Annotated in this window: 25 protein-coding genes and 2 pseudogenes; 6 read left to right on the top strand and 21 right to left on the bottom strand. The window is 55.7% G+C overall.

Annotated elements, in window-relative coordinates; all coding sequences use genetic code 11:
• The 4 genes and pseudogenes from AB9F26_RS20030 to AB9F26_RS20045 form a co-directional block, all read left to right on the top strand.
• Positions 1-334 (top strand): annotated as a pseudogene (locus AB9F26_RS20030) (branched-chain amino acid ABC transporter permease); the annotation flags it as partial.
• Positions 331-1,314, top strand: coding sequence for a branched-chain amino acid ABC transporter permease (locus AB9F26_RS20035; RefSeq protein WP_369768900.1), 984 nt, complete (start codon positions 331-333; stop codon positions 1,312-1,314). The pseudogene AB9F26_RS20030 and the gene AB9F26_RS20035, both read left to right, overlap by 4 nt.
• Positions 1,307-2,056, top strand: coding sequence for an ABC transporter ATP-binding protein (locus AB9F26_RS20040; protein WP_369768901.1), 750 nt, complete (start codon positions 1,307-1,309; stop codon positions 2,054-2,056). The genes AB9F26_RS20035 and AB9F26_RS20040 overlap by 8 nt, the downstream gene beginning before the upstream one ends.
• Entirely contained in the window at positions 2,053-2,742 is a 690-nt protein-coding gene (locus AB9F26_RS20045) for an ABC transporter ATP-binding protein (RefSeq protein ID WP_369768902.1), read from the top strand. The genes AB9F26_RS20040 and AB9F26_RS20045 overlap by 4 nt, the downstream gene beginning before the upstream one ends.
• Here the strand turns inward: AB9F26_RS20045 and AB9F26_RS20050 are convergent.
• The 4 genes from AB9F26_RS20050 to AB9F26_RS20065 are packed head-to-tail and all read right to left on the bottom strand — an operon-like array spanning position 2,739 to position 6,330.
• Positions 2,739-3,467 (bottom strand): amino acid ABC transporter ATP-binding protein, encoded by a 729-nt coding sequence (locus AB9F26_RS20050; protein ID WP_369768903.1) that lies wholly within the window; start codon positions 3,465-3,467, stop codon positions 2,739-2,741. The two genes, AB9F26_RS20045 and AB9F26_RS20050, sit on opposite strands and share 4 nt — an antisense overlap.
• Positions 3,467-4,297 (bottom strand): amino acid ABC transporter permease, encoded by an 831-nt coding sequence (locus AB9F26_RS20055; protein ID WP_369768904.1) that lies wholly within the window; start codon positions 4,295-4,297, stop codon positions 3,467-3,469. The genes AB9F26_RS20050 and AB9F26_RS20055 overlap by 1 nt, the downstream gene beginning before the upstream one ends.
• Positions 4,298-4,308: 11 nt before the next feature.
• On the bottom strand, positions 4,309-5,127 hold the full coding sequence (locus AB9F26_RS20060; RefSeq protein ID WP_335586199.1) for an ABC transporter substrate-binding protein: 819 nt from the start codon (positions 5,125-5,127) through the stop codon (positions 4,309-4,311).
• Positions 5,128-5,175: 48 nt separating this feature from the next.
• Positions 5,176-6,330, bottom strand: coding sequence for a fumarylacetoacetate hydrolase family protein (locus tag AB9F26_RS20065; RefSeq protein WP_369768937.1), 1,155 nt, complete (start codon positions 6,328-6,330; stop codon positions 5,176-5,178).
• A 152-nt stretch (positions 6,331-6,482) separates the two neighbouring features.
• Here AB9F26_RS20065 and AB9F26_RS20070 point away from each other — a divergent pair, with 152 nt between their 5' ends.
• Positions 6,483-6,797: a polymer-forming cytoskeletal protein gene (locus tag AB9F26_RS20070; RefSeq protein ID WP_039004259.1), complete on the top strand. Its 315-nt coding sequence runs from the start codon at positions 6,483-6,485 to the stop codon at positions 6,795-6,797.
• 2 nt (positions 6,798-6,799) lie between these two features.
• Here the strand turns inward: AB9F26_RS20070 and AB9F26_RS20075 are convergent, their stop codons facing one another.
• From AB9F26_RS20075 to AB9F26_RS20130, 12 genes and pseudogenes are all read right to left on the bottom strand, one after another.
• Entirely contained in the window at positions 6,800-7,195 is a 396-nt protein-coding gene (locus tag AB9F26_RS20075; RefSeq protein WP_369768905.1) for a hypothetical protein, read from the bottom strand.
• Positions 7,170-7,901: an SDR family NAD(P)-dependent oxidoreductase gene (locus AB9F26_RS20080; RefSeq protein WP_369768906.1), complete on the bottom strand. Its 732-nt coding sequence runs from the start codon at positions 7,899-7,901 to the stop codon at positions 7,170-7,172. Before AB9F26_RS20080 ends, AB9F26_RS20075 begins: the two co-directional genes overlap by 26 nt.
• A 10-nt stretch (positions 7,902-7,911) precedes the next feature.
• A complete protein-coding gene (locus AB9F26_RS20085; RefSeq protein ID WP_369768907.1) occupies positions 7,912-9,174 on the bottom strand; it encodes an AMP-binding protein in 1,263 nt (420 codons plus the stop codon).
• Between the two features lie 3 nt (positions 9,175-9,177).
• On the bottom strand, positions 9,178-9,426 hold the full coding sequence (locus AB9F26_RS20090; protein WP_369768908.1) for a hypothetical protein: 249 nt from the start codon (positions 9,424-9,426) through the stop codon (positions 9,178-9,180).
• Positions 9,427-9,446: 20 nt separating this feature from the next.
• Entirely contained in the window at positions 9,447-10,205 is a 759-nt protein-coding gene (locus AB9F26_RS20095) for a hypothetical protein (protein ID WP_369768909.1), read from the bottom strand.
• A gap of 119 nt (positions 10,206-10,324) precedes the next feature.
• Complete coding sequence (locus AB9F26_RS20100) at positions 10,325-11,302, bottom strand: HAD family hydrolase (RefSeq protein WP_369768910.1); 978 nt, start codon at positions 11,300-11,302, stop codon at positions 10,325-10,327.
• Positions 11,303-11,311: 9 nt separating this feature from the next.
• Complete coding sequence (locus AB9F26_RS20105; RefSeq protein WP_369768911.1) at positions 11,312-12,562, bottom strand: DUF3604 domain-containing protein; 1,251 nt, start codon at positions 12,560-12,562, stop codon at positions 11,312-11,314.
• Between the two features lie 225 nt (positions 12,563-12,787).
• Positions 12,788-13,810 (bottom strand): annotated as a pseudogene (locus AB9F26_RS20110) (IS30 family transposase).
• Between the two features lie 318 nt (positions 13,811-14,128).
• Positions 14,129-15,304: a galactonate dehydratase gene (dgoD, locus tag AB9F26_RS20115; RefSeq protein WP_369768912.1), complete on the bottom strand. Its 1,176-nt coding sequence runs from the start codon at positions 15,302-15,304 to the stop codon at positions 14,129-14,131.
• A gap of 19 nt (positions 15,305-15,323) precedes the next feature.
• On the bottom strand, positions 15,324-16,598 hold the full coding sequence (locus tag AB9F26_RS20120) for a TRAP transporter large permease (protein ID WP_369768913.1): 1,275 nt from the start codon (positions 16,596-16,598) through the stop codon (positions 15,324-15,326).
• Complete coding sequence (locus AB9F26_RS20125) at positions 16,595-17,107, bottom strand: TRAP transporter small permease (protein WP_369768914.1); 513 nt, start codon at positions 17,105-17,107, stop codon at positions 16,595-16,597. Before AB9F26_RS20125 ends, AB9F26_RS20120 begins: the two co-directional genes overlap by 4 nt.
• A 57-nt stretch (positions 17,108-17,164) precedes the next feature.
• Positions 17,165-18,187 (bottom strand): DctP family TRAP transporter solute-binding subunit, encoded by a 1,023-nt coding sequence (locus AB9F26_RS20130; RefSeq protein ID WP_369768915.1) that lies wholly within the window; start codon positions 18,185-18,187, stop codon positions 17,165-17,167.
• A gap of 132 nt (positions 18,188-18,319) precedes the next feature.
• Between AB9F26_RS20130 and AB9F26_RS20135 the strand changes: the two genes are divergently transcribed.
• A complete protein-coding gene (locus AB9F26_RS20135; protein ID WP_369768916.1) occupies positions 18,320-19,108 on the top strand; it encodes a FadR/GntR family transcriptional regulator in 789 nt (262 codons plus the stop codon).
• 240 nt (positions 19,109-19,348) lie between these two features.
• Here the strand turns inward: AB9F26_RS20135 and AB9F26_RS20140 are convergent, their stop codons facing one another.
• From AB9F26_RS20140 to mobC, 5 genes are read right to left on the bottom strand one after another with little or no spacing between them, the layout of a single operon-like run.
• The gene (locus AB9F26_RS20140; protein ID WP_369768917.1) at positions 19,349-19,993 is read right to left on the bottom strand and encodes a class I SAM-dependent methyltransferase; all 645 of its coding nucleotides are present in this window, start codon (positions 19,991-19,993) and stop codon (positions 19,349-19,351) included.
• Between the two features lie 37 nt (positions 19,994-20,030).
• Positions 20,031-21,437 (bottom strand): type IV secretory system conjugative DNA transfer family protein, encoded by a 1,407-nt coding sequence (locus tag AB9F26_RS20145; RefSeq protein WP_369768918.1) that lies wholly within the window; start codon positions 21,435-21,437, stop codon positions 20,031-20,033.
• Positions 21,367-22,623 (bottom strand): hypothetical protein, encoded by a 1,257-nt coding sequence (locus tag AB9F26_RS20150; RefSeq protein ID WP_369768919.1) that lies wholly within the window; start codon positions 22,621-22,623, stop codon positions 21,367-21,369. Before AB9F26_RS20150 ends, AB9F26_RS20145 begins: the two co-directional genes overlap by 71 nt.
• A gap of 32 nt (positions 22,624-22,655) precedes the next feature.
• A complete protein-coding gene (locus tag AB9F26_RS20155; RefSeq protein ID WP_369768920.1) occupies positions 22,656-23,168 on the bottom strand; it encodes a hypothetical protein in 513 nt (170 codons plus the stop codon).
• A complete protein-coding gene (gene mobC, locus AB9F26_RS20160) occupies positions 23,158-23,706 on the bottom strand; it encodes a plasmid mobilization relaxosome protein MobC (protein WP_335586162.1) in 549 nt (182 codons plus the stop codon). Before mobC ends, AB9F26_RS20155 begins: the two co-directional genes overlap by 11 nt.
• Positions 23,707-24,159: the final 453 nt, after the last annotated feature.

Below are 24,159 nucleotides of genomic sequence, written 5' to 3' on the forward strand. Positions count from 1 at the left end.
TGCCATTGGCGCGGCGCTGGCAGGGTTTGCGGGGGCCTTGGTTGGGGCGATTCAGTCGGTTCAGGTTGGAATGGGCGAACCTGTGTTGATTTTGGCCTTCGTCGTGATCGTTATCGGCGGAATAGGGTCGATTAAGGGGGCGTTGATAGGGGCGATATTGGTGGGCTTGACGCAAACTTTGGGCGCGTTGTTCTTGCCGATGATTTTCGCGCTGTTTATGGATCCATCCGCGGCGGCCTCGATCGGGTCATCGCTCGCGTCTATGTCGATCTATATTTTAATGGCGGTGGTTTTGGTGATGCGGCCGACGGGCCTGTTTGGGGTGCGGGCATGACGCGGGAAAAGATGTTAAACGGAGCCGTTTTGGCCGGGCTTTTGGCTGTTCCACTGTGGGCCTATGGGGCGGATGAGCCGTTCGTGATCACACTTGCGACGAAAGTTGCGATTTTGGCATTGGCGGGGGTCGGGCTGAACATCGCGCTGGGGCTTGGCGGGCTTGTGAGTTTGGGGCACGCGGCGTTTTTTGGGATCGGTGGTTATGCCATGGGCATCCTTGCAAGTCATGCGCAGATTTATACGCCGATTTTTTCGGGCGCTGTGGTGATTGAGGGCACAAATGTGATGCCCGTTATTTGGCTGGTCGCGGTGATTGCGGCGGGGTTGGCGGCCTTGGTGATTGGGGCGATTTGTCTGCGGACGACGGGCGTTTACTTCATTATGATCACCCTCGCATTTGGCCAGATGTTTTACTATTTCGCCATCAGTTGGCCCGCATATGGGGGTGAGGACGGGTTGTCGATTTATGTCCGCAATGGCTTTCCGGGGTTGAATACGCTCGATCCGATCCAGTTTTTCGGCATCTGTTTTGGAGTGCTCATCGCGGGGTTGATTGCGGCGTCGGCGATTGCCAAGTCGCAGTTCGGCTTGGCGCTGAATGCCGCGCGGCAATCGCCGATTAGGGTCGAAACCGTGGGGATTTCGAGGTACCGCGTGCAACTGGTGGCTTTTGTGATCTCGGGGATGATGACCGGATTGGCGGGCGCGCTTTTTGCTGATCTCAACCGTTTTGTCAGCCCGACGATGTTTAGCTGGCAGACGAGTGGCGAGATCATGGTGTTTGTGATTTTGGGCGGAGTAGGGCGGCTTTTTGGGCCCGTGATTGGCGCGGCGTTGTTTATTGCGCTGGAGCATTTTCTTGGCGGGTTGAGCGAATTCTGGCACATCTATCTGGGGGTTATCTTGCTGGGGATTGTATTGTTTGCGCCGGGGGGCGTGACCGGGATTTTGGTCGGTCGGGAGAAGGCGCATGACTGACGCGGTTCTGAAAATAGACGGAGTTTGTAAGACGTTTGGGTCGCTGAAGGCGTCGATTGATATTTGTTTGGACCTGAGGGCGGGGGAGATCCATGCGCTTATTGGACCAAATGGAGCGGGGAAATCGACCCTAATTAAGCAGATTGCGGGAGAAATTACTCCGGATTCTGGGCGGATAATGCTTGCGGGCGAGGATGTGACGGCGCTTTCTGTGGCGCATCGAGCCAAGCGCGGGTTGGCACGGACATTTCAGGTTTCGGCGTTGGCGATGGAAGATACTGTGCTTCAGAACGCGTTGCTGGGGGTGATTGGGGCGCATGGCCGGGCGTACTGGCCGTTTGGGGGCGTGTTGCGCAACGAGGGCTTGCGCGAACGCGCTGAGGAGGCGGTGGAGCGCGTGGGACTGATGGAACACGCAGCGACACGTACGTCGGAGCTTTCGCATGGGCAACGGCGGCAGTTGGAAGTTGCGGTGGCTTTGACCCTGAATCCGCGTGCATTTGTAATGGATGAACCCATGGCGGGGCTAGGGACACAGGGGAGTCTTGCGTTGACGGAATTCCTTGATGGATTGCGAAATGAAGCGCCGATTTTAATGGTCGAACACGACATGGACGCGGTTTTTGCGCTCGCGGATCGGGTGAGTGTTTTGGTCTATGGCGAGATAATTGCCACGGGAACGGTGGCGGAAATTCGTAGCGATAAAGCGGTGCAACGGGCCTATTTGGGAGAGGACGCATGAATTTGTTGTCTTTGGACCATTTGGCTGCGTCTTATGGTGCGACGCAGGCCTTGTTTGATGTGTCTCTAACGCTGGGCGAAGGCGAAGTTTTGGCGCTTATGGGGCGCAACGGGATGGGTAAAACCACGACCGTAAAAACCATCTGTCGGATGTTGCCGATGACTGCGGGTCGTCTTTCATTTTCGGGACAGGATTTGCAGGGGTTGGCATCGCATCAAGCGGCGCGTTTAGGGATTGGGCTTGTGCCAGAAGGGCGGCGGTGTTTTGGGAATTTGACCGTCTATGAGAACCTGATTGCGGCGGCGCGGAAGGGCGCGTGGGATTTTGAAGCTGTTTTGCGGTTGTTTCCACAACTTGAGGAGCGAAAAACGCAACTTGCGGCGGTTTTGTCGGGCGGCGAGCAGCAGATGTTGGCGATTGGGCGGGCGTTGATGACCAATCCGAAGTTGTTGATTTTGGATGAGGCAACCGAAGGGTTAGCGCCACTGGTGCGACAAGAAATCTGGGCCTCGATTGCGCATTTGAAGCGGGAAACCGGATTGGCGATTCTGGTTGTGGATAAGTCGATCAAAGAACTGTCGGCGATTGCCGATAAAGCGGTGATTTTGGAGCGCGGGGCCAGTGTTTGGGCCGCATCCATGGCAGAATTGACGCCCGAGATCACCGCGCAATATTTGGGCGTTTAGAGCACGGACGCGAGGAATTTCCGCGTGCGTTCGGATTTTGGTGTCCCGAAAATTTGCGCGGGGGAGCCTTCTTCGATGATTTTGCCTGCATCTAGGACGCAAATGCGGTCGGCGGCTTCTTTGGCGAAACCCATCTCATGGGTGGCCAAAATCATCGTCATGTGTTGGGATTTCAACACGCGCAAAACGTCTAGAACTTCGGAGACGAGTTCGGGATCAAGAGCGGATGTAACCTCATCAAACAGCATGATTTCGGGGCGCATGGCGAGGGCGCGGGCTATGGCGACGCGCTGTTGTTGGCCGCCTGAAAGTTGATCGGGATAGGCGTGCATTCGATCACTTAGATTGAAGCTCTCGAAAAGAGCGGTGACCTCGGGCAGCAACTCGGCGCGGGTTTTTTTAAACACACGGCGGGGTGCGAGGAGCACGTTTTCCAGCGCGGTCATATGGGGAAAAAGATTGAAGCTCTGAAAGACCAAACCAATTTTTTGACGAATGGGTTGAGGGGTGATTTGGGGGAGGGAAATATCGGTTTCGTTGAACCAAATTTCGCCATCCTCGATACTCTCAAGCAGGTTAATACAGCGTAATAGGGTCGATTTTCCCGATCCAGAGGCGCCGATCAGGCAGATCATCTCGCCGCGTGAAATGTCGAGATCAATGCCGCGCAGAACCTCGGTACCGCCGAAGGATTTTGTGACGTTGGAGAGGCGGAGAATCGACATTAACTGCGGGCCTTGTTTTGTTTTGCGATCAAGTGATCGGCGTAGCGGGTCACGGGGATTGTGACCGCCAAAAAGATCAGCGCGGCACCGACATAGGGGGTGAAATTGGCGAGCAGGGATTTGTAGACTCCCGCTTGGCGCAGGATTTCGACGGGGCCGATGAAGGAGAGGAGGGCGACGTCTTTTTGGAGGGCGACGAGCATGTTCATATTTGCGGGAACGACGCGGCGGATGGCTTGGGGGAGGACGACGTCGCGCATCATGTCGCGGTGGCTTAGGCCAAGGGATTTGGCGGCGGAACGTTGACTGTCGTGGATGGATTCGATGCCCGCGCGGAAAATCTCGGCGACATAGGCGGAATAGGTCAGGATGAGGGCGAGGGAACCCCAGATATAGGGACTATTCCAAGGGCGCGGCAGCCCTAAGCCCGGAATACCGAAGCCGATGAGGAAGATGATAAGGATGACGGGGACGCCGCGAAAAATGTCGGTATAGAGGATGCCGAAGATGCGGAGCGGAAAGAGGGCAGGGGCGCGGGCGTCGCGCATGAGGGCGATCACGAGGCCAAGAATGGCAATGGCGGGGGCGCACCAGAGGAAAATCGCGATGTCCCAGAGGAAGGCGTTGAGCAAACCGGGGAAGGTTTCGATGAGGATTTCGCCGTTGAAAAAGCTTGATTTTACGCGGTCCCAACCAGGGGTGAGGGGGACGAGGAGTACAATTAGGCCGACCACAATGAGTGTGCTGAAGGTGGAAATCAGCAGCGATTTGCGGTGGGCTTTGCGCTCAAAAGTTTGGCGGGCCGTGAGGCCCGCGCGTGGATTTTTCATCGGAATTACTATTATTTAAGGACTGGCACGCCAGTGGTTTCGGCCAGCCATTTGGCCTCGATTGCGGCAAGGGTTCCGTCGCTTGTCATGGCGGCGAGAGCTTCGTTGACGCAGGGTTTAAGCGGGCTGCCTTCTTCCATCAGGAAGCCGAATTGATCGGGGTTTTCGCTGCGATCGGCGGGGAATTGACCCAAGAGGGCACCGTCATCGAGGACAACTGCGCTGAGGTAAAGGGCGGTTGGGAGGTCGAAGATTGCGGCGTCGATTTGGTTGGCTTTCATGGCTTCGACGACGTTGATGTTATCGTCGTACAGCAGGGGAGACTCGTCGGGCGCGATCACTTCGGTGACAGTGGAAAGTGCGGTGGTAGAGCCCATAACGCCCCACTTTAGGCTCTTGAGCGAGGCGATTTCGCCCGTTGCGCCCGCGTCGATTGTGGGTTGGCGCACGAGGACGGCCATGGCGGCGGAATAGTAGGGGTCGGAGAAATCGACAACTTTTTCACGGTCAGCGGTGATCGAAAATTGTTGCAGGTTGATGTCGAAGTTTTTCGCGCCAGGTTGGATGGATTGATCGAAGGTTGCGGAGGTCCAGACAACGGCGTCGCCTTCAAAGCCCATGCGTTTGGCGACCTCATAGGCGACGGCGGATTCAAAGCCTTCGCCGCTGGTTGGGTCGTTGTCCATCACCCACGGGAAATAGGCCGGATTTCCTGTGGCGACTGTCAAAACGCCATCGGTGAGGGTTTTTCCGGCGGCACAGGTGTCGGCGAAGCTTGCGGTGGAGGCCATGAAGGTTGTCATCAGGGCTGTTGTTAAAATGCGTTTCATATCCGTCCCTAGGTTTTTGAGTTTTGCTAAGTTTAGGCCGTGGTTTGGTTAAAGCAAGTCGCGTTTGGCGAGGTTGCGCATCAGGTGGCTGATGCCGAAGGTCCAGTCGGTGCAGTCGGTGGAAAGGCGCACTGTGTTGGTGAGCGATCCGAGGCCTTTGGAAGAGATGGTCACGGTGTCGCCGAGGTGGTGGGTGAAGCCCTCGCCGGGAGTGTCGCGGTCTTGTGTCGGGGCGAAGAGGGTTCCGAGAAAGAGGACGATTCCGTCGGGGTATTGGTGGTGCCGTCCCAAGGTTTGGGCCACGAGGTCGGCGGGCGCACGGCTGATTTCCTTCATAGAGGAATGGCCGGACAGCACGTAGCCGTCTTCGCCGGTGACGGTAAGGTCGAGCTCGGCGGAGTGGACGTCGTCGATAGAATAGTCCGCGTCGAAGAGGCGGAACATTGGGCCGATGGCGCAGGAGGCGTTGTTGTCTTTGGCTTTGGAGAGCAAGAGGGCGGAGCGGCCTTCGATGTCGCGCAGATTGACGTCATTGCCGAGGGTTGCGCCGAGGATGCGGCCTTGGGAGCAGACGAGCAGGACGATTTCCGGCTCTGGGTTGTTCCATTTTGAGATCGGGTGCAGGCCGACTTCGGCATTGGGGCCCATGGAGGAGAGCACCTGTGCTTTGGAGAAAACCTCCGCATCAGGGCCGATTCCGACCTCAAGATATTGGCTCCAAAGACCCTCTTTTATCAGGGCTTGTTTGACGGCGGCGGCCTCGGCGGAGCCTGCTTTGATGTCGCGCAGGGAGTCGCCGATCAAGGCCCCGACGCGGGCGCGGATTTCTTCGGCGGCGGCAGGGTTGCCGGCGGCGCGTTCCTCGATCACGCGCTCCACCATCGAGGAGGCGAAAGTTACGCCGCAAGCCTTGACGGATTGCAGATCGCAAGGCGCGAGGAAATGGGTTTTGGAGAGGTCGCCCGCAGGGACGCAGGAGATTTCTGCGAAGGCTCCGAGATCTTGGCCGTGGGCCGCGCGCACATAGGCGGCGGGGTCGGGCATTTCGCAGATATCCCGCACCATTGGCGCGGCTTTTTGGGTGATGTCGATGACGCGACCTGCGCGTAATGTCACAACGCTTGGCCCTTGAACCTTGGCGTTCCAGACGCGCCCGACAAAAAGTCCGGCTTGGTCGATGTCAGAGAGAAATGGTGTCACGATACGCTCCCGAATTGATTAACACGGAGATAACGCGGAAACGGGGGGGGGGCAATGACTTGAATGCGCCGGTTTTCCAAGCGATGGAAATAGTGGTGGCGCAAGGGGGGGCGACAGGCTAGCCTTTGGCAACGGTTTTAATTGTCAGGAGAAGAATGGTGGGGAAGACAATCATCGCAGAAGATCTTGTGATTACAGGCAACCTATCGGGCACTGCGGATATCGACATCGCGGGAAAAATTGACGGGGATATTACCGGCAGTTCGGTGGATATCCTGTCCGAAGGGCGTGTTGCAGGCTCGGTTGCGGCAAAAACGGTTCATGTACGCGGCCACTTGAGTGGGGCGGTTTCGGCGGAAGCAGTTGAGCTGCACTCAGGTGCGGACTGCTCGGCAGATATCACGGCGCAAGAGATGGAAATGCACAAGGGTGCGTCCGTTAAAGGCAAAGTGACGGTTTCTGGCGGGTAGCTTTACCCCTTACGACCAACGGCGATAAAGTGGCTTGCGGTGTCGCACCGCAGGATTTCGGCTGGAAATTTTTGGGCGAAGACTTGAGGGCTCAGGGATTGAACCTGAGTTAGGACGATGTGGGCCGGAACGTCATAGAGCTTGGCCAAAACTTCGATTTCGGTCCAGCGTGCGAGCGCGTCCTCGCCGAGGGCTTTGGTTAATTGAGCGCTTGCGGGTTCGGATCGCAATTCGACGTCGATCGCGACGGCTTCAAGCGACATTTCGGTGTGAAAAACAAACCGTCGGCCCGCACCATCATAGCTGGCGGGGCCGCTCAGGGTCGCGTCTTGGCGAATTTCTCCGCCAAAGACTTGCGCGATTGTGCGCGATTTAATTGGTGATGCCGCCGTCGACAAAGAGAACCTGCCCTTGAATATTCGCGGTTCCCGAAATCACCAGATCAACAACTTTGAAGATATTCTCATCATTTGACAGGCTGCCCGAGGGCGTGCGGCGTTTGATGGTGTCAAGTTGTTCGGGCTTAAGCACCGAGGACATTTCGGACTCAAAGAAGCCAGGAGCCACGCAATTTACAAAGATGCCAGCGTCGCCAACTTCGCGCGCGAGGGTGCGCATCATAGCGTCGAGGTAGCCTTTGGAACCCGCATAAACCGACAAGCCAGCGTAGCCGCGCGAGCCACAGATCGACGAGATGTTGCAGATATTGCCGCCGCCGCCAAGGATCATGTGTTTGATTGCAGCGCGGGTGAGAAGGGTGGGGCCGATGATGTTGATGTTCACGATGTTTTGGATGGTGTCCAAATCGGTGTGCATCAAAAGTTGGTCTTGGCCGATGGCTGCGTTGTTAACCACACTGTCGAGGGCGCCAAAACGGTCGGCAACTTCGGCGACGAAACGGGCAACACCCGCCGCATCAACCGCATCAAGAGAGGTGAAGTAAAACGCGTCGCCGTATTCCTTGGCAAGGCGGTCCATGGCCTCGGTGTGGGAACGGGCAAACGTCGCAACTTTGTTGCCTTCTTTTAAAAGCTGCTCGCACATATGCAGGCCAAGCCCGCGCGAGCCGCCCGACACAATGATGGATTGGTTCTTGGTGTGCATTTCTGCCTCCTCAGCTTTTCAAACTTGCCCGCAAGGGCACGCTGTCAATAAAATTCCAAATGCGGGGGGTCGCGTAGTCGGCCAATTTACCTTCGCAATGCGCGATCAGCATGGCTTCGGCGGCGTCCGCGTCTTTGACTTGGGATAACACAATGGTGGCTTGCGGCAAATGCCCGACCATCGGCGCGCGCCGTGCGGTGACCTGTGCCCAGACCACGTCTGGATGTGTTAATAAATGCGCTTCGATGTCGGGCGGGAAGGCCTTTTGGCCGCCAACATTGATCATGGTATTTCCCGCGCGGCCGCCAAAATAGACGCGGCCTTCGCGTTCTTCGACCAGATCGCCGGTATCAATCCAGCCGCCCGCATCGGCGTGGTTGGCATAGGGCGAGCGCACAAAAAGCCGCCCGTCCTGAATTTTCATGCCGATTTTGCCGTCCTCACGGCCCAAAAGCTGTGCGTCAAATCCGGACTTGCCATCGGTCACCACAATCGCGGCCCCAACCTCAGAAGAGGCATAGATGTGGCGGATTTTGGCGGCAGGATAGAGGCCCGCGAGGCGGTCGAGGATGGTTTGATCGACAATTTCGCCGCCCATGGAAATCGAGCGCATTTGCGTGGCGGCCAAAAGGGTCTCGTTGATCGACATCAGGGCATGACGCCAAAACGTTGGGGTCGAGGAAATCGCGGTAACATGTTCGGCGCGCATCGCGGCCTCAAAGCTGCCCGCGAGATCGTCGAAATCGGCGGGTATAAGACCCTGTTCCCGCACAAAAAGGCCAAGCGCCACCATTTGGTACCACGCGTAGGAGCCGATTTGATAGGGCATGAACCAGTTGTTGGCAGGCAAATCGCGAACCTGAACGAAGGTGTTTAAGGTGTCTGCGGTGTGGGGGATCAGTTTCAACAAACCCGTGGTACCGGAGGTTAAAACGGTGACACGGCCCGCCTGAACTTCGGCCTGAACGGGGGTATCTCCGAGGGGGGAGCCATTCACGGCATCCACCAAACGCACGCCATTTTCGGCAAACCGCGCGTTCACTTCGGGCGAAAGGCGGTTACGCTCAACGACGCCGAAATCCATCGCACCGTTTGAAATGCCGAAGGCCACAACGCCAAGGGCAGCGCGCATATCATCAACGACAAACACGCAGCGTTGCGCAAGATAGCCCTCTGCTTGACCCAAACGCGCTTGGGTTTGCGCCCGAAGGCTGGCCCAAGTTTCGGCGGTCTCGCCGAAAAACAAGTGGTTGTCAGAGCAGATGGTGGTCATTGCCTAGGCGGCTTTCCGAGTGATTTCTGCAAAGAAATCCAGAACGTCTTTTACGGTTTCGATCTGGCGCATGGAGGCCGCATCAAAGGCCAACTCCTCGCCGACCTTGGTTTCGATCCGCAAGGCGACTTCGGAAAAGTCGAGGCTGCGAAAATTTGCCACGCGTGTCGTGACCGTTTCGTCGGTGATTTCGGCGCGACCACGTTTGACCATAACCGTATTCATTAGTGCGAGGATTTCTGAACGATCCATTTAGTTACTCCTTGAAAATTCTACAAATCAGCGGCTTCGGCGTCGATTTCGGCGCCTAAAGCAGCAATGCGATCCCGTGCCCGTTCTGGATAGGCATCGGCAAAATGTTTGTGCCACGGATGACGGGTGCGCGAGGCCATATGCATCAGGAAATGCACGGGTCCAGCGACTTCACCATCGGTGCCTGAGATAATAACGGCGGGGGGGATTTGGCCGTGCGCGACCGCACCAGAGGCGATCATCGCGCCGCGCCCAATCACAGTTCCGGGCATCAATTGCACATTGACGCAGACCGTCGCCATATCGCCAATCGTTACTGGTTCGGAAATATGCGAGGGGGGCAGGGGATCATTCATCAGGGTCGTGAGCGAAAACAGCCAGACGAAATCGCCAATTTGCGAGCCGCGACCGACGTGGGCATAGCTGTGCATGCGGACAAAATCGCCAATGTGGCACGCGCCTTCGATGTCGGAATAATTGCCTAAACGCAGGTTTTCGCCAATCTGCGCGCCTTCACGGATCACCACGTGATGGCCCGTTTCAAGGTGGGGGCCAATATCGGAGCCCTCGTAAATTACAGCGTGCGAACGGATCACCGCACCCGCGCCCAATTTCAGTGGAGCGCAATCGGGCTTCAGGCTGGGATGTCCGATGACACAAAAATCACCAATCTGGCAATTATCGCCGATCTCGACGTTGCCATAGATTCTGACGCCAAAGCCCAAGGTCACATTCTCGCCGATCTTGGCGGCGGGGTCTGTATGGCAAAAGGAAGTCATGCATTAAGCTTTCGTCGCAGGGGCGTTGGGGTCGTTATGCCTCCTACTATATTCAGGTTCAACTGGCTATACCGATAATTAGGCGGCGCAAATGCCATTTCTGCACCGCCTAAAAGGAGCTACAGTTTGCCGACCCAAATCTCGGCCCAGTCTTTGGCCATATTGACGAGCACCCAACCCTTGGCCGCAGCTTCATCCAGACCTTTGGACAATTTGCCCACGTCGCTGTCGCGGTCATAGGCGAATTCGCGTTTGGCATCGGTGTGATGGACCAGAAATCCGAAGGTGGGACCCTCGCCCGAGGTCACCCATTCCAACATCGCGAGGTCGCCGTCAGAATTGCCAGCAGCAAATATTGGGCGTTGGCCGATAAAGCGATCAATGCCGACGGGCTTGCCGTCTTTGTCATCGACGAAGGTAATGCCGCCGTCCTTGATCATGCTTGGTACGCCGTCTTTGACTTCATAGTGAGTCTTGCCGAGGCTCCCCACGACCTGTGCAGGGGGAATGCCATAGGCTTGTTGCGAGATCGCCCGCATGAAATCAATGCCACCACCGGACACGATATAAGTCGTGAAACCTTCTTCGCGCAGATATTCAAGCAATTGGATCATCGGCGAATAGGTCATTTCAGCAAAGATCAGCCCAGTGGTGGGATGCTTGGCGGTGGTGAGCCATTCGTGGGAACTCGCTTTAAAGGCCTCAACGGTGATATTGGTGCTCGAAATGTTGACGATTTCGAGGAGACCCTTTTCGCCCTCTGCCATCATCCCTTTCATATCGTTCTTGTTGGCGGCCTTGAGGACGTCAGAAGTTAAGATTGAGGGGTCGGCCTTGGCCATTTCCTGCAGGCGGTCAATGGCATAGAGACCTTGGAAATAGAACGGTTTTTCGCTCCACAGAGTGCCGTCATTATCAAACACCGCAATGCGGTCGGGCACGGGCACAAAGTTTTCGCCGCCCTCTTCAGTAACACCCTCAACGAACTCCATGATCGACGTTTTGGTTTCGGTGTCATTCCACAGGGATAGTGGGTCGGCGAAGGCGGGCGTCGCGGCAATTAAAAAGGTTATGGCAATATATTTTGTTAGCTTCATTCTAAACTCCTAGAACACGGTCGATGTGCGCTCGGCGGAGGGTTCCATGCTCGAAACCTTGCCAAAGAAATTGTCCTCAGAGGCGGTTGCGAGGCCGGTATGGGAATCCGTCGACCCGATCACGCCAAATTTGTAGGGGTTCACGCCGATTTTGTCTTGGAGCAAAATCCCGTTCTTGAGGGCCTCGCGGGAGTATTCATACTGCAGCATTTCGGGGGTTTTGGCGGCACTGACGTTCAGGTTGCCCTTGTCCCATGTTTCGAAATTCGCAAATTCATCATTGGGAGAGAGAAAGGGGTGCGCCTCGCCGTCGCCTTTCATTTGGGTATTCTCGTAAAGAGGCTCCCATTTGGCGCGGGTCTGGGCATAGGCAAGATCAACGGGCTTGCCGTCAAATGACTCGATCACAGGAAACATAATACCGTTGGAGAGATTGCCATTGTGGGCGATTGCCAGAATGTCGCCGCCGGTTTTTGCCTCGTAGTTTTCCATCCAATCCCAGAGGTCGCGCGGGTTGTTGCTGCCGTAGGGCGCTTGCGTGGTATAGGGCAAAACTTGGCGCGCCACATCGCCGCCGTCGCGGTAAATGATATTGCGGTGCATGTTGCTGCCGGGGGCAACAAGCGAGGTCCACTCATACCCGATAAAGGCGGTAAATATCCCCAGATCATTGGCCTCGTCTGCGGCTTTGATGATGTCGTCCCACGTCGATTTATAGGCCGGAGAATCGGGTGACGACATCAGAGCTTGCGGAAATGTACCCGCCGCAAATTGGGTGACGATATCCATCGCGGCCTCGGCACCTTGGCCGGACTGGATCAGATTATACCATTTTCTCCCTGTTGGATCGGCCAGCATGGACGGGTCGCCTGCCAAGAGTTTCGGAAAGAAGCCCATGTTGTCGGAATGGTCGGCAACAACAAGGAAATCGAGCGGGCGTGAGAGGCGCGCCTGTTGGCCACTTGATGCGGTCAACTCCTTGCCTTTGGCAAATTGATAGGCGTCAGCGGGACTCAGGCGTGCACCAGCCGCCCCCGCATCCATCGAAATTCCAGTATGAAGATGGGTGTCGCCGAAAAAGGGCCGATCCGGAAAATTGCGGCCCGCATAAGGGGAATACGCGCGGGCCGGAAAGAGACCTTCTAGTTTGGCCGGATCGAGCGACCCACCCCCGTCCATCACGGTCTGAGCGGTGGCAAAACCGGAACCAAACAACGTTGCGGCAAATGTAAGAGCGCCGAAAGGGGTGCAATATTTCATGGACGGAATATCCCTTTCGTAAATCTTTGGACACTAATATTTATAGCACGCAGTTTAGGACCGAACATGGGCGTAGTCATTAGGAAAATCTTTTGGTGCCCCCTCAGCCAAACCTGTTTCAGACGGGGAAGTGTGACATTTTAACTTTGCTAATGTGAGACACTTTAACTTTGCGTGTGAGCGATGCTTGAAGTGCGACTCTTGTTAGGCCTTAGGGTAGGGCGCTCATCGCATTTCCTCCAACATCTTTTCACGGAAGACTTCTGCGCGGGTTTTCCAGCCGAGGCATTTGCGGGGTGTGCTGTTCAGGCGGTCACTGATTTCTTGATGTCGTGATCCGTCATTCTTCTAATGTCTCTTTTGCGGGGCAACCAACGTCTCGCCCTTCGATTGGTGTTCTTCACCGTGCCTTTCTGCCACGGTGAAGAGGGGTCACAGAACCATGTCTGCGTGCCAATCTCAGCTTGCAGTTGTGGCCAGGAAACAAACTCCGTGCCGCGATCAAAAGTAATGGATCTGCGCGCGACATGAGGCAATTCTTTGATTGCCTTCATAATCTTGCCCCCTCTCGGCGATACGGGTATCGCCTGCCGGGCAATGCATGACCGGCTTTGTGCGTCTGTTAGGGTTCTTTAAGATCAGTGTGAAGCGGCTCACGCGTTCAACTAGAGTTGTGACATTTGTCTGTCCAAGCGTTCGTTTGAACAACATTAAATCTGCCTCCCAGTGGCCAAACTGACGTCGGTGAGCAACATCATCCGGCCTGAACAAGATACTGACATCGCGATGGAACTTAGGTGGCTGGCGTTTGCGCGCACGGCGTGGTTTTCGCGACATGCGATGGGTCGGCAGATACCACCACAATTCTTGGTTCATGCCGTCTTTGGAATAAATGTAGCGGTAAATCCTTTCCTGACAGACCCTTAGCGGCGCTTTCTCAAGGATCATCCGGTTGCCAATTTGCTCCGGTGTCCAACCGTTCTTAAGTTGTCTAATTACGCTGTCGCATAAGCTAGGATGTTTGATCAGCTTACGTTGTCTTGCACGCCGATCCGCAGTCTTTAATTGCGCCGCAGAGCCGTAGTAACCAGCGTACTTAGGTAAACTTTCATCTGAGAAATAATTACGCCTCAACTCTCTGTAAATTGTCGAACGGCAGCGCTTCAACACGCGAGCCATGTCATCGACAGGGACTTTAGCGTACTTCCAACGTTCCACTGCCTGGCAGTTGATTGCAAAGCAATCAATGAGAAGGAATTCTGCGGCGTTCTGTGATACTAAGCTGTGTATAAGTCGTTCCCATACCGCTTCCTCCTGTCAGATAACATACTGTTTTCTAACAAGATTCGCAGTTGGAGGTAGCGCGCACCCAGCTACATGAGAAAGTCCTATAATCAATGTTATGTTAATTTAAGTTTTTTGATAAGTGTTTTCAACGTTATGACACGTGTATTTATGGGTCCGATGGACTTTTATTGTGATAGGTGACTTTGCCAAATGTCTGGCCCGCCGCTGGCGCTAGACTAGGTGCACGACCATGGATTTCCAACCCTACCAGTGTTTCATTTACCAGTTGGCGGTGCGACCGTCGCTTAAAACGGCGTCAGTCGCGGGAATGACTTCCTGTTCGAAAGGATGCTGAGCTGCAGCCTTCTCGTCAATTTCAATGCCAAGTCCCGGCGCATCGGGAACAGCCCATGCGCCGTTAACCAGCGCCAACGGGTAGTCACTACAGATGTCTTCAAACCACGGTACCAATCCGACAGCCTCCTCTTGAATAACAAAATTCGGGGTGGCCACATCGAACTGCAGTGCCACAGCACCTGCGACGGGGCCCATCGGGTTGTGTGGACACACGCCCATGCCTGCGGCCTCTGCTATCGCGGCGATGCGGCGGCCTCCACTAAAGCCAATGCAATGCGCCAGATCCGGTTGAAGGAAGGCAACTGCGCGTGTTTCGGCGACCTCGGCAAATTGGCGCGGTGTGAACAGCCGCTCGCCCGTGGCCAAGGGACAATTCACGCGCCGCGCCAGATCGGCCATGGCGGGAGTATTACCAGGCTGGATCGGTTCCTCGACAAAGAGCGGATGGATCGGCGCGATCACATCAATATATGCCTTTGCCGCCTCAATCGTTTCGGGACGGCCATGAAAGTCAACCATGAGGTCGATATCGTCTCCAACCCGCGCACGAACCGCTTCTGCCAGTTTGGCAGTATGGCGCACGGCCGAGAGTGGCGCGTCGTGGCCGGTATAGGGAATGAGGCCGATCTTCACCGCGCTATAGCCCATCTCGACCGTTTCCTGTACCGCATCACAGAAAGCGCTGATGTCTTCAATCCCGACTTGTGCGCCGATTTTAGCGCGGCGCAGGTGGGTATAGACGCGTACATTGTCGCGCACCCGCCCGCCAAGTAACTCCCAGACGGGCACGCCAAGTGCCTTACCCTTAATGTCCCAAAGCGCCTGTTCGATACCCGAAATCGCACTCCCCGCGATGGCTCCCAGCGGCCAGAAGCCGAAGCGGGTCATGCGCGCCACGATATGCTCGATCCGCATGGGGTCCTCACCGACAACAAAGGGAGCCAGGTCCTCAATGGCGCCTGTGACTGCGCGGGTTTTCCACTCGAGCGTCGCTTCACCCCAACCGTGCAGGCCAGGCTGGTCGGTTTGCACTTTGACAAAGATCCAGTTGCGATGGACCGCGTTGACGACGGTAGTTTCTATGGATGTGATCTTCATAACAGAGAGCCTTCTTGGATCAGGGATTAAACAAAGTCGGAAGCCATGTGGATAGCTGCGGCACGAGGCACAAGAGGACAACCGCCGCCAGTTCCGCGATAAGAAAAGGTGTGAGCGCGCGCATCAAGGGCAACATGCCGATATTTCCAACGCGCATGACCACAAACAGAACAACGCCGACGGGGGGGGTGACGAGGCCGATGGCAAGGGTGATCATTACCACCATGCTGGCTTGAAGCGGGTCGATGCCCAGTTCACGCACAGGCGGCAAAAGCAGTGGAATAAAGATCAGGATCGCGGCACCGATGTCCAGAAATGTCCCGAGCACCAGCATCAAAAGCGCTATTGCAAAGAGGAACAGCACGGGTTGACCGCCAAACATATCGGCAGTGGTGCCGATCCACGACGAAATGCCCAGAAGGTTCAGCGCGTAAGACAGGATCGTCGCCGCTGCGACCAGTAGGTAGATCGTCGCCGATACCCGCGCCGCTTTCATGAACGCCCGCCAAAGCCCGGCCATGTCGATTCCGCGAAACACAAAGACTGACAGAAAGATGGCGTAGGCCACGGCGATGCCGCCGCCTTCGGTTGCGGTGTAGGCTCCGACCACCATGCCGCCCACAATGACGACGGGCAGCGTGGCGACAGCGATGCCTTCAACGACCATGCGCAGTGTGCTGTCGCCTGACTGTACTAGCACAGGTTTGGGCAGCTTGCCGCGCAGGGCGTCGACAGCCACGACAGCAGCGCAGGCCCCGCCGAGCAGCAGCCCAGGAATAACGCCCGCGAGAAACAGGTCGATGACCGAAATACCCGAAACCGCTGCCAGAAGGATTGCCAGACCGGAGGGCGGAATTATAGGTCCGATGATCGATGAGGCTACCGTAACAGCGGCGGAATAGGGTTTGCTGTAACCTTCTTTTGGCATTTCAGTGATGAAAACTCGGCCCAAGGCGGCGGCGTCCGCAACGGCGGAACCCGAGATCCCTGCAAACAGCACAGACGCGCCGATGTTGGCAAAAGCTGTGCCCCCCGGTAACCACAAAAAGGCCCGCTTTGCGATCACGATGAGACGGGTCGTGATGCCGCCTTGGCTCATGATCTCGGCGGCAAGAATATAGAATGGCACTGCAAGAAAGACGAAGCTGTCCACGCCCGTGAAAAGACGTGTGGCGACGATGGCGAGCGGGATGTCTGCGATCCAGACCCCGACAAGCCCCGCAAGTCCAATTGCAAAGGCGACGGGAACACCCAGAAAGAGCAAACTTAACCCTGCGATGGCGACCCAGATCATACTGCGCCTCCAATGTCAGAGAGGTCTTCATCGTTGTCAGGCTCGAAGCCTACAAACCAAGTTAAAGCGATCTGTACCAGCATCAATGCGGCCCCCACAGGCAGTGCCATATAAGGATAAATCATCGGGATACCTGACGCGGGCGCGACCTGAGAGGCGTTCCGCAAAGCCAAGGGCCAACTGTAGACCAGAACGTACAGGCAAAAGATTGCGGCAACGCTGTACAGCGCGGATTTAACCAAGGGCGCATGTTTTGGCCCTGCGAGATGTTCGAGAAATTCGATGCCCATATGCTCAGCGCGAAAGATGCAGGCGACCGAACCCAGCATCATCAGCCAGATCATCAAGTAGCGCATATATTCTTCGGTCCAGCCAAATCCTGTGTTGAACAGGTAGCGACCGCCTACTTGCGTCAGATTAAGGGCTGTGACGACGATCAAAAGCAGCGTCGCGAGCGTTTCAGTGCTGCGCGTCAGGAGCCTTGCGGCGGAGAGGATAAAACTGTGCATGAGGTGTGCTCCGTTTGCGTTACCCCTCCTATTCAGAAGGGGCAACGCGTTGTGCCTTTAGTCGTAGAGCCTTGATTTTGCCTCGCCGACTCGACCCAGAAGTTCATCGACAAGCTCGTCCCCAACTTGGGTGCGGATGAAAGCCTCGACAGGCGCCTGTGTGATCTCCTTGAACGCTGCTTTTTCTTCGGGCGTCGAGACGTGGATTTCCATCCCCAACTCATCACGAAGCTTTTCGGAGAACAGCCAATCTCCTTCAGTTTTTTGAAGATTTTCAGTCCATGCCATCAGCAAGGCTGCGTCTTTGATGATCTGCTGGTGACTTTCGGACAACCCGCTGAACCATTCCTCATTGGCGATGATGGCGTGCAGGCCGAAGACGTGCTCATCAAGCGTGTAGTATTTCTGCACCTCACCCAAGCCGCCTCCATAAACAACTGCGGGCGGGTTTTCCTGCCCGTCCACCACGCCCTGGCGTAGCGCCATCAGGACCTCAGAACCAGAGATTGGCGTAGCTGTTGCCCCCAGGGAGTTGACAAGCTCCATGAACACGGGGCTTTCCATAGTGCGGATTTTCATGCCCGCCATGTCTTCTGGGTTAATGATTGGGCGGATGTTATTGGTGAAAGACCGGAAACCATTCTGTGAGAATGCGAGCGCCCGAAGGCCGGTCTGTTCGAGAATATCGCCGCGCATATCGTCCGCAAATGTCCCGTTCATGACATCCCAAGCCACTGGCGCACTTTCAAACAGGTAGGGAATCGACCAAACCTGCATTGGTGGGTAAAAGCCTGCAATCGCGCCGTCAGCGACAAATGTCAGCTCAAGGCTGCCCTGCTGGACCTGTTCGAGCATCTCGCGTTCGCCGCCCAACTGGTTGTTGGGAAAGAGGCGTACGGACAATTCGCCGTTGGTTTTGAATTCGACATATTCCTTGAAACGCACGAGCGCGTTGTATTCTGGAAAATCGCCTTCTGGGATGCCGATGCCGAACTTGATATCCTGCGCGATGGCTGCGGTAGACAACAGTCCGCCGACTGCCCCGGCGCATGCCGTGGCAACGAGTTTTCTAATTTGCATTTATTCCTCCATTCAGACTTTGTGGCTATGGAACTTGACGGGCCCTCCCTGTTCCGCTCCAATAGCGGTGCGTAAACTATGCACATCTCTAGATCATATGTAAAGCTCTAGATCATACGTAAAGGATGAATTATGAAAAGCGACCGATCAGGGCTGCGCGTGGGTGATCTGGCGTTTCCGCTTGAGGTCGGTTCTCCGCTTCCGAGTGGCGCAGCCCGCGAAGCTGTGGCCGTGCTTGGGCGACGGATTACAAATGGTGTCTACGCGCTGGGACAGATTATGCCGACAGAGTCCGAACTCGCGGTGTCGCTCGACGTCAGCCGCGCAACCGTGCGCGACGCCATCAAGGTCTTGTCAGGAAAAGGTCTGGTGCGCACCGCCCGGCGCTATGGAACACGTGTACGCCCGCTTGAGGAATGGTCACTTCTCGATGCCGACGTCGTCTCGTGGCACGATCCAGCCCACCCTCGAATACGCCAGATGTTTGCAGAAACGACAGAACTGCGTTGCATCATCGAACCCGCCGCCGCCGCATTGGCCGCGGAGCGCGCAAATGACGATCAGATTACCCGGCTTCTGGAAAGCGCCCATGCGATGTATCCCGGCGACGCCGATGTGCAGGCAATGTTCACCGCCGACTGTATTTTCCATGCTACGATCCTTGAGGCTACCGGCAATATGATGATGCGGCAGTTGCAAGAAATCATTCTGACCATGCTCCGTATCTCTTACGAGTACGGGGTGCTAGTGGTGGAAGGCGAGCCCGTCTCCCGCGAAGGGCATATCCATGTCGCCGAGGCGATCCGTTCTCGAGACGCCGCGACTGCCGAAGAAACCATGCGCAACATGCTCCAACTCAACCGGCGCACGGCAAATGACTTCTGGCAGCAGTCCCGCGTGCCACTCGACACCACCAGGTAAGCCCCCCCAATCGAAAAGCGTCGTGCTTGGCGCGGAGGCTGCCACTTGCCGCTGAAGGTGCGATCAATGATCGATTTCTTAAAGGTTAATGCAGTGGGAGGCTTCAGGCTGCTCCCAGCCTGAAGCAGCTTGACTGGCGCGGCCGTTAGCCAGCACCGGCCCAGGGAAGTTTCTTGGGTTCCGTGACCACTACTAGATGTAGGAAAGCCAGAACGTCAGGATAGCCTAGAAATGTCTTCCCTACTCAGAACTAAGTTTTCTAGCGCTAATGGCGTAGCGATGCTCCGAGCGGCGGCGAAAAGCCTTTTTCCAGCCAAGCTCCCTTGCTTGTGCGCGGTGGATTGCGTCAAGACGCTTGTCGACGGTGATATCAGTGAAACCAGCGGCCGCTAGCAAAGCAACAACTGCCTTTGCCCGAGCACCGTTTGAAAAATGCACACGCGACAAAATTGATCGGTGCCACGCCAAATTGCGGTTCGCTGTGGGAGTTGAGCCGAAACGCTCAAGAAGTCGAACCAACATGCTGCGACTGACGAAATCGCCATCCACTAGCAACAATTGCCCGCCTGGCACCAGCGTTCGATGCCAGGCAGCGAAAGCTGCGGCAGGATCCACGAGAGTCCAGACCAGATGCCGCGTTACGATAACGTCCATGCTACATTCAGGCAGCATGGGGTGCTCGGCATCTGCTTGGAGAAATGTCACCTTCGGTAACTTCGCTCGTGCCTTTGCCAACATCGGTTCTGCCCAGTCCAATCCTGTCACAGTAAATCCGAGACGTTGGCACAGCCGTGCAATTTCGCCCGTGCCTGACGCCATATCCAAAAGCTTCCGTCCATTAGCTTCGCCTAAATGGCGACGGAACAGCACCTCCCAAGCGGTCATTTCGGCACCATCGTTGATCCGATGACCGGGATCACTATCACATGAATATTTTCAGACCCGCTCCCCCTTCTAGACTGAGCCGTTCGTTGCGGCCGTAAATTTCGTCCAACTTGGGAATGGTCTGCGTGATGATTGCAAGTCGGCCGCCATAAGACCGCAACGTTGTAATGGACTCGGCGACAATCGGCATTTTGCCCAGTTTGTGAAACTCGTCCAGCACGATCATCACCGGCCAAGGTTCATTCTTGGTCGGCTCATGATGTTCCAAGCACGCAATAAGGTCCGAGAAAAACAACCGAATAAGGCCGGCCATGCTTTCGATATCTTGAGTGCGGATTGTGAAATAGACGCTATGCGGCGATTTTCGCAAATCAAAAAAGTCTATGTCCGTGTGAGATGTGACTGCATCAACATGCGGGTTTTTCCAAGGCGCAAGACCGGATGTGTTTAGCATGGAAACATACCCAGACAAGGTTTTTTCCGTAATCTTCGCGAGCCCTTCCCACAGAAGTCGCACATCTTGGCGGCCTGTTTCGGCAGCATACTTGCGAAACGACTCTGCGAACTCACCTTCACCACCATTGATGATGCGGTAGGCTTCGCCCATGGTGGGTTTCTTGCGCTCAAAGGCCGTCAAGACGCCTGCAACAAAGGCATCCATTCCGCCGCGCAAAAGACCTTCATTCGCGGAATTGTCGCTCTGCAAAAACAGCGTCGCAAGTTTTTGCAATTCGAACATTTGCTCGGATTCATTCTCCAAGGCGTAAATTCGAAGCAACGGGTTGTAGCGGTGAGACGACCCCTTAAAATCTGTTGGAGCAAACCGAATAATTTTGTCGCCTATACTTTTGCGGTGACGCGCAGTTTTCTCAAAGTTCTCCCCCTTAACATCGAGGACCACCGCTGATCCTTTTGTCGTCAAAAGGTTGGGGATAACGAAGCCGGTCCCCTTCCCGCGCCCCGTTGGGGCAATGACCAGACAGTGCGGAAACTTCTCTGAGGAAATGAACTTTGCCTTTCGATTTGGCTTGGACGTTTTAGCAACGAGAAACCCGAGGCTAGGTTTGTTGAAGAACTTTCCCTGCCGCAGTTCTTGGTGGGTCAACCAATGGGGTGTGCCAAAAATCGTAAGACGTTCTGACACGAGATACACCCCAACCGCCAAGCCCGCGAACGCGCAAACCCCCAGAATAACGACGGCTGTTTCAAAAACCTCTGGCAAGGCGCCCGCGAAGCTTTGAGCGTTCAGGAGAGGATAGAACAATCCAACCGGCTGCTGTAATTGCGAGTTGATATAAGCCACGGCCAAAACATAACCAAACAAGGAACCTACAAAGAGGAAAAAGACATACCCTAAAAGAACGCGACCCATATCAGTGTTCCAAGCCGTCGCGCTCGCGCCCTTTGGGGGCGTGGGTTTTGGCGACATCGGTTGAGAGGCCATCCATTATCTTTTGGTCGATATCCCGACCCTGAAGGCGTTCGTCTTTCAACAATTCCAAACGCAGATATTGACTGGCATTGTGATTGCCTGTCAGGCCATCTAGATCGTCGGCCCCTCCGTCAAGGGTGCGGCGCACCTGATCCGGCCCCAGATGATCACGCAAAGCATCAACCATCGTTTTACGTTCGGCCTCAACATTGATCTTGTCTTTAGCGAGGAACCTCTCGGCGGCGTCTTTCAGAACGGCCACGGAATTGCCAACTGGCTCGTGCACCACCTCCGCTTCGGTCAATTCACCATGTCGATCGTGCGCAACGCCCGCCTCGATCAACCCAAGGCGAATGTTTTCATAAGCATCATTCAAACCCAAGTTCACCTGTCGGAAATCCCCCGTGTCGGAGATATCCAATCCTCGCTGTCGGGCAATGGCCTCCATGTCACTCAACGCCCAACGTTGCTCCAAATACGCATTGGTCGCGGTGACTTCCATCCGCGCGATGACCTCAACGGGATCAATCCCTGTCCCTTCAAGGCTTTCAACAACATTGGCGCGAACATTCGGCGTGTTCAGCACATCCCGATCTATCATAAAGTCTGCGCCATAGGGGCTAACCTTGCCCGCATCCTGATGAAAGGATTGCGCCGCCATCGTCTTTGGATTGAGTTTTGTGGCCTCGGTCATGATATCGGAATAGGCCCGCTGCAACGCGGGTCGCGCGCTCGGCGCAGCTTTTTCAATTCCGTCGCGCGCCTGCGTTAAATACCCGTCAAGTTGTTCTAGTTTTTTGTCAAAAGCTTCCGCTTCAGAAAAGTCGCTGCCGTCCATTGGTATTTTTCCTTGCAGGGGTTGATGGCTCGAAAGATGAGTTGCAGCCATGGTGCAGAGTTTCGTGAGGGTCGAGAAACCATCGTTCGCGGCCAGAACGGCAACCGCGCTGTAAAGGGCAGCGGCTTCGTCAACTTCTTTGAGCGCGTAGGCCAAAGCAGCACCCGTACGGGGTGTTGAGTCCGGCCCGCGGCCTTCATCTTTGGCCCGGTAAACCTCCCGTGCCGTTGGAGCGCGATCCGTGAGGCCCTTCTCAAACCGAGATCCAGATTCCATGTAAACACCGCGCCGCTCGCCATGAATGACCATACTGTCTCGGAAGGTTTCGTAACTTAAATCAGTATCCTTGCGCAGGGTCATTAACCGACCGTCATCCCCACGGCGATTCACAATCACGTGCGCGTGCGGGTGATCCGATCCGTGTGAATGCCCGCCACGTAATCGTAATGAACGTCCCCGGATTGAAACATCTCTTCGCAGACAGCTTTGGTGATTGCGGATACATCGCCTACAGCGGTTCCAATGGGATAGCTCAGCAACAAATGCGACGTATACCCCGTCTTGGCAGTGCCCCACATATCACCCTCCCAAAGCCGCGTTACACGATTCATATCGGCATTGGAAAGACCGCCCTGCCCTTCATAGCGGCCCTGCGCATCAAGCACATCGTCCGCCTTGTCGAACACATACTCAAGCTGCCCCTTCAGCCCCGCGCGACTTGTCGTGCCGCCGCTGCGAATGAGTTTGAACACGGCACTCGGGCGCTGCGCCTGGGCCGTGCGCGCCAAACGCTGCGCACTCGAATGCCCCCGCCTGGGGCGCTCTTGCCCCCCGGATTTCTTCTTATGCTTATCGTCAAAAAGCCGCCCCATGACAGCATCTACAGGGGAGTAACTATGCCCCATGATCGTCGCTCTCAATCAGGGTCAAAACATGCGCGCTGCGGGTCTGCGTATGATTGAAGAGCGTCCGGTGAAACTGCGAGAGCTGGATCAACGCGTCAGACAAGGCATAAATTTTGGCGAGGTCTTGCGTGGAGGGACTGGCCTTTCCGTTGATCTTTTGCGCGCGGTTCATGGCTTTTGCGATCTGATTAATGTTGGCACCAACCTTGGATAATTCACTGTGAACATCGCGCAACGCCTGTGCACTTTCCTCCTCTGGCTCGTAAAACCCAAGCGTTTTGCGCAGCATCGAGCGTAGAAATGCGGACTTCGTAGGACTACCCGAACGCTCAATCACCGCCTCCAGAGCGTGAACTTCTGCCCGAGACGCCCTCAAAGCGATGGGAATGACTGCCGAAGCCGCCTCCTTCTGTTCCTCTAAACGCCGCTTCACGCGCCAAATTGTTGTTCGGTTGACCTCAAAAATCTTAGCGATAAGAGCAACGCTCTCGCCCGCCCTTAGGCGGGTTTCAATCTTGTCTCTGTCTGCCCTCTTCAACCGCCCCAAAACCACCCTCACACATTGTTGCGTTTACGTTGCATATATCCTGCAACTGCATTCAACTTCAGAGCTTGGCCCACTGTCAAAACTAAAGGGTCCAAGTACGTTAAGAAGTAGAATGCTCAATTTCGGCGCGCAGCGTTCAGCCCCACGGCTGAATTGGCGGCCCACAGGGACGTCAACCTCCGCCTCTCAAGCCCCATTCGGGCGCCGAGGCGGCCTTAGTTTTTTGGGCGGCAATCTTTCGCGATCTCCGCATGCCAGTATTTGGGGGCTGGATCGCTCACGTTGCCGCATCACTAGTTGTGGTCGGGGGCCCATCAATCGGAATCGGCAAGCCATTGATGCGGCCCGGAGCGCAGCGACGACAGCGGCTCGTTGATTTCTTGGGCTGATCCCGCGAGGGCCAATATAGGTCTTGCACCCAGTCCAATTCTAAGTTTGACATGA

The sequence above is a fragment of the Falsihalocynthiibacter sp. BN13B15 genome, from assembly GCF_041205415.1.
GTDB classification, from domain to species: domain Bacteria; phylum Pseudomonadota; class Alphaproteobacteria; order Rhodobacterales; family Rhodobacteraceae; genus Falsihalocynthiibacter; species Falsihalocynthiibacter arcticus.

What these genes read in the sequence shown, in the direction of transcription:
- AB9F26_RS20050 (WP_369768903.1), bottom strand. Translation starts at nt 3,467, where the DNA reads ATGTCGATTCTCCGCCTCTCCAACGTCACAAAATCCTTCGGCGGTACC.
- AB9F26_RS20035 (WP_369768900.1), top strand. Translation starts at nt 331, where the DNA reads ATGACGCGGGAAAAGATGTTAAACGGAGCCGTTTTGGCCGGGCTTTTG.
- AB9F26_RS20120 (WP_369768913.1), bottom strand. Translation starts at nt 16,598, where the DNA reads ATGATCTGGGTCGCCATCGCAGGGTTAAGTTTGCTCTTTCTGGGTGTT.
- AB9F26_RS20040 (WP_369768901.1), top strand. Translation starts at nt 1,307, where the DNA reads ATGACTGACGCGGTTCTGAAAATAGACGGAGTTTGTAAGACGTTTGGG.
- AB9F26_RS20155 (WP_369768920.1), bottom strand. Translation starts at nt 23,168, where the DNA reads ATGGGGCATAGTTACTCCCCTGTAGATGCTGTCATGGGGCGGCTTTTT.
- AB9F26_RS20095 (WP_369768909.1), bottom strand. Translation starts at nt 10,205, where the DNA reads ATGACTTCCTTTTGCCATACAGACCCCGCCGCCAAGATCGGCGAGAAT.
- AB9F26_RS20055 (WP_369768904.1), bottom strand. Translation starts at nt 4,297, where the DNA reads ATGAAAAATCCACGCGCGGGCCTCACGGCCCGCCAAACTTTTGAGCGC.
- AB9F26_RS20125 (WP_369768914.1), bottom strand. Translation starts at nt 17,107, where the DNA reads ATGCACAGTTTTATCCTCTCCGCCGCAAGGCTCCTGACGCGCAGCACT.
- AB9F26_RS20045 (WP_369768902.1), top strand. Translation starts at nt 2,053, where the DNA reads ATGAATTTGTTGTCTTTGGACCATTTGGCTGCGTCTTATGGTGCGACG.
- dgoD (WP_369768912.1), bottom strand. Translation starts at nt 15,304, where the DNA reads ATGAAGATCACATCCATAGAAACTACCGTCGTCAACGCGGTCCATCGC.
- AB9F26_RS20150 (WP_369768919.1), bottom strand. Translation starts at nt 22,623, where the DNA reads ATGACCCTGCGCAAGGATACTGATTTAAGTTACGAAACCTTCCGAGAC.
- AB9F26_RS20135 (WP_369768916.1), top strand. Translation starts at nt 18,320, where the DNA reads ATGAAAAGCGACCGATCAGGGCTGCGCGTGGGTGATCTGGCGTTTCCG.
- AB9F26_RS20090 (WP_369768908.1), bottom strand. Translation starts at nt 9,426, where the DNA reads ATGGATCGTTCAGAAATCCTCGCACTAATGAATACGGTTATGGTCAAA.
- AB9F26_RS20070 (WP_039004259.1), top strand. Translation starts at nt 6,483, where the DNA reads ATGGTGGGGAAGACAATCATCGCAGAAGATCTTGTGATTACAGGCAAC.
- AB9F26_RS20145 (WP_369768918.1), bottom strand. Translation starts at nt 21,437, where the DNA reads ATGGCCTCTCAACCGATGTCGCCAAAACCCACGCCCCCAAAGGGCGCG.
- AB9F26_RS20080 (WP_369768906.1), bottom strand. Translation starts at nt 7,901, where the DNA reads ATGCACACCAAGAACCAATCCATCATTGTGTCGGGCGGCTCGCGCGGG.
- AB9F26_RS20085 (WP_369768907.1), bottom strand. Translation starts at nt 9,174, where the DNA reads ATGACCACCATCTGCTCTGACAACCACTTGTTTTTCGGCGAGACCGCC.
- AB9F26_RS20140 (WP_369768917.1), bottom strand. Translation starts at nt 19,993, where the DNA reads ATGACCGCTTGGGAGGTGCTGTTCCGTCGCCATTTAGGCGAAGCTAAT.
- AB9F26_RS20130 (WP_369768915.1), bottom strand. Translation starts at nt 18,187, where the DNA reads ATGCAAATTAGAAAACTCGTTGCCACGGCATGCGCCGGGGCAGTCGGC.
- AB9F26_RS20105 (WP_369768911.1), bottom strand. Translation starts at nt 12,562, where the DNA reads ATGAAATATTGCACCCCTTTCGGCGCTCTTACATTTGCCGCAACGTTG.
- AB9F26_RS20060 (WP_335586199.1), bottom strand. Translation starts at nt 5,127, where the DNA reads ATGAAACGCATTTTAACAACAGCCCTGATGACAACCTTCATGGCCTCC.
- AB9F26_RS20100 (WP_369768910.1), bottom strand. Translation starts at nt 11,302, where the DNA reads ATGAAGCTAACAAAATATATTGCCATAACCTTTTTAATTGCCGCGACG.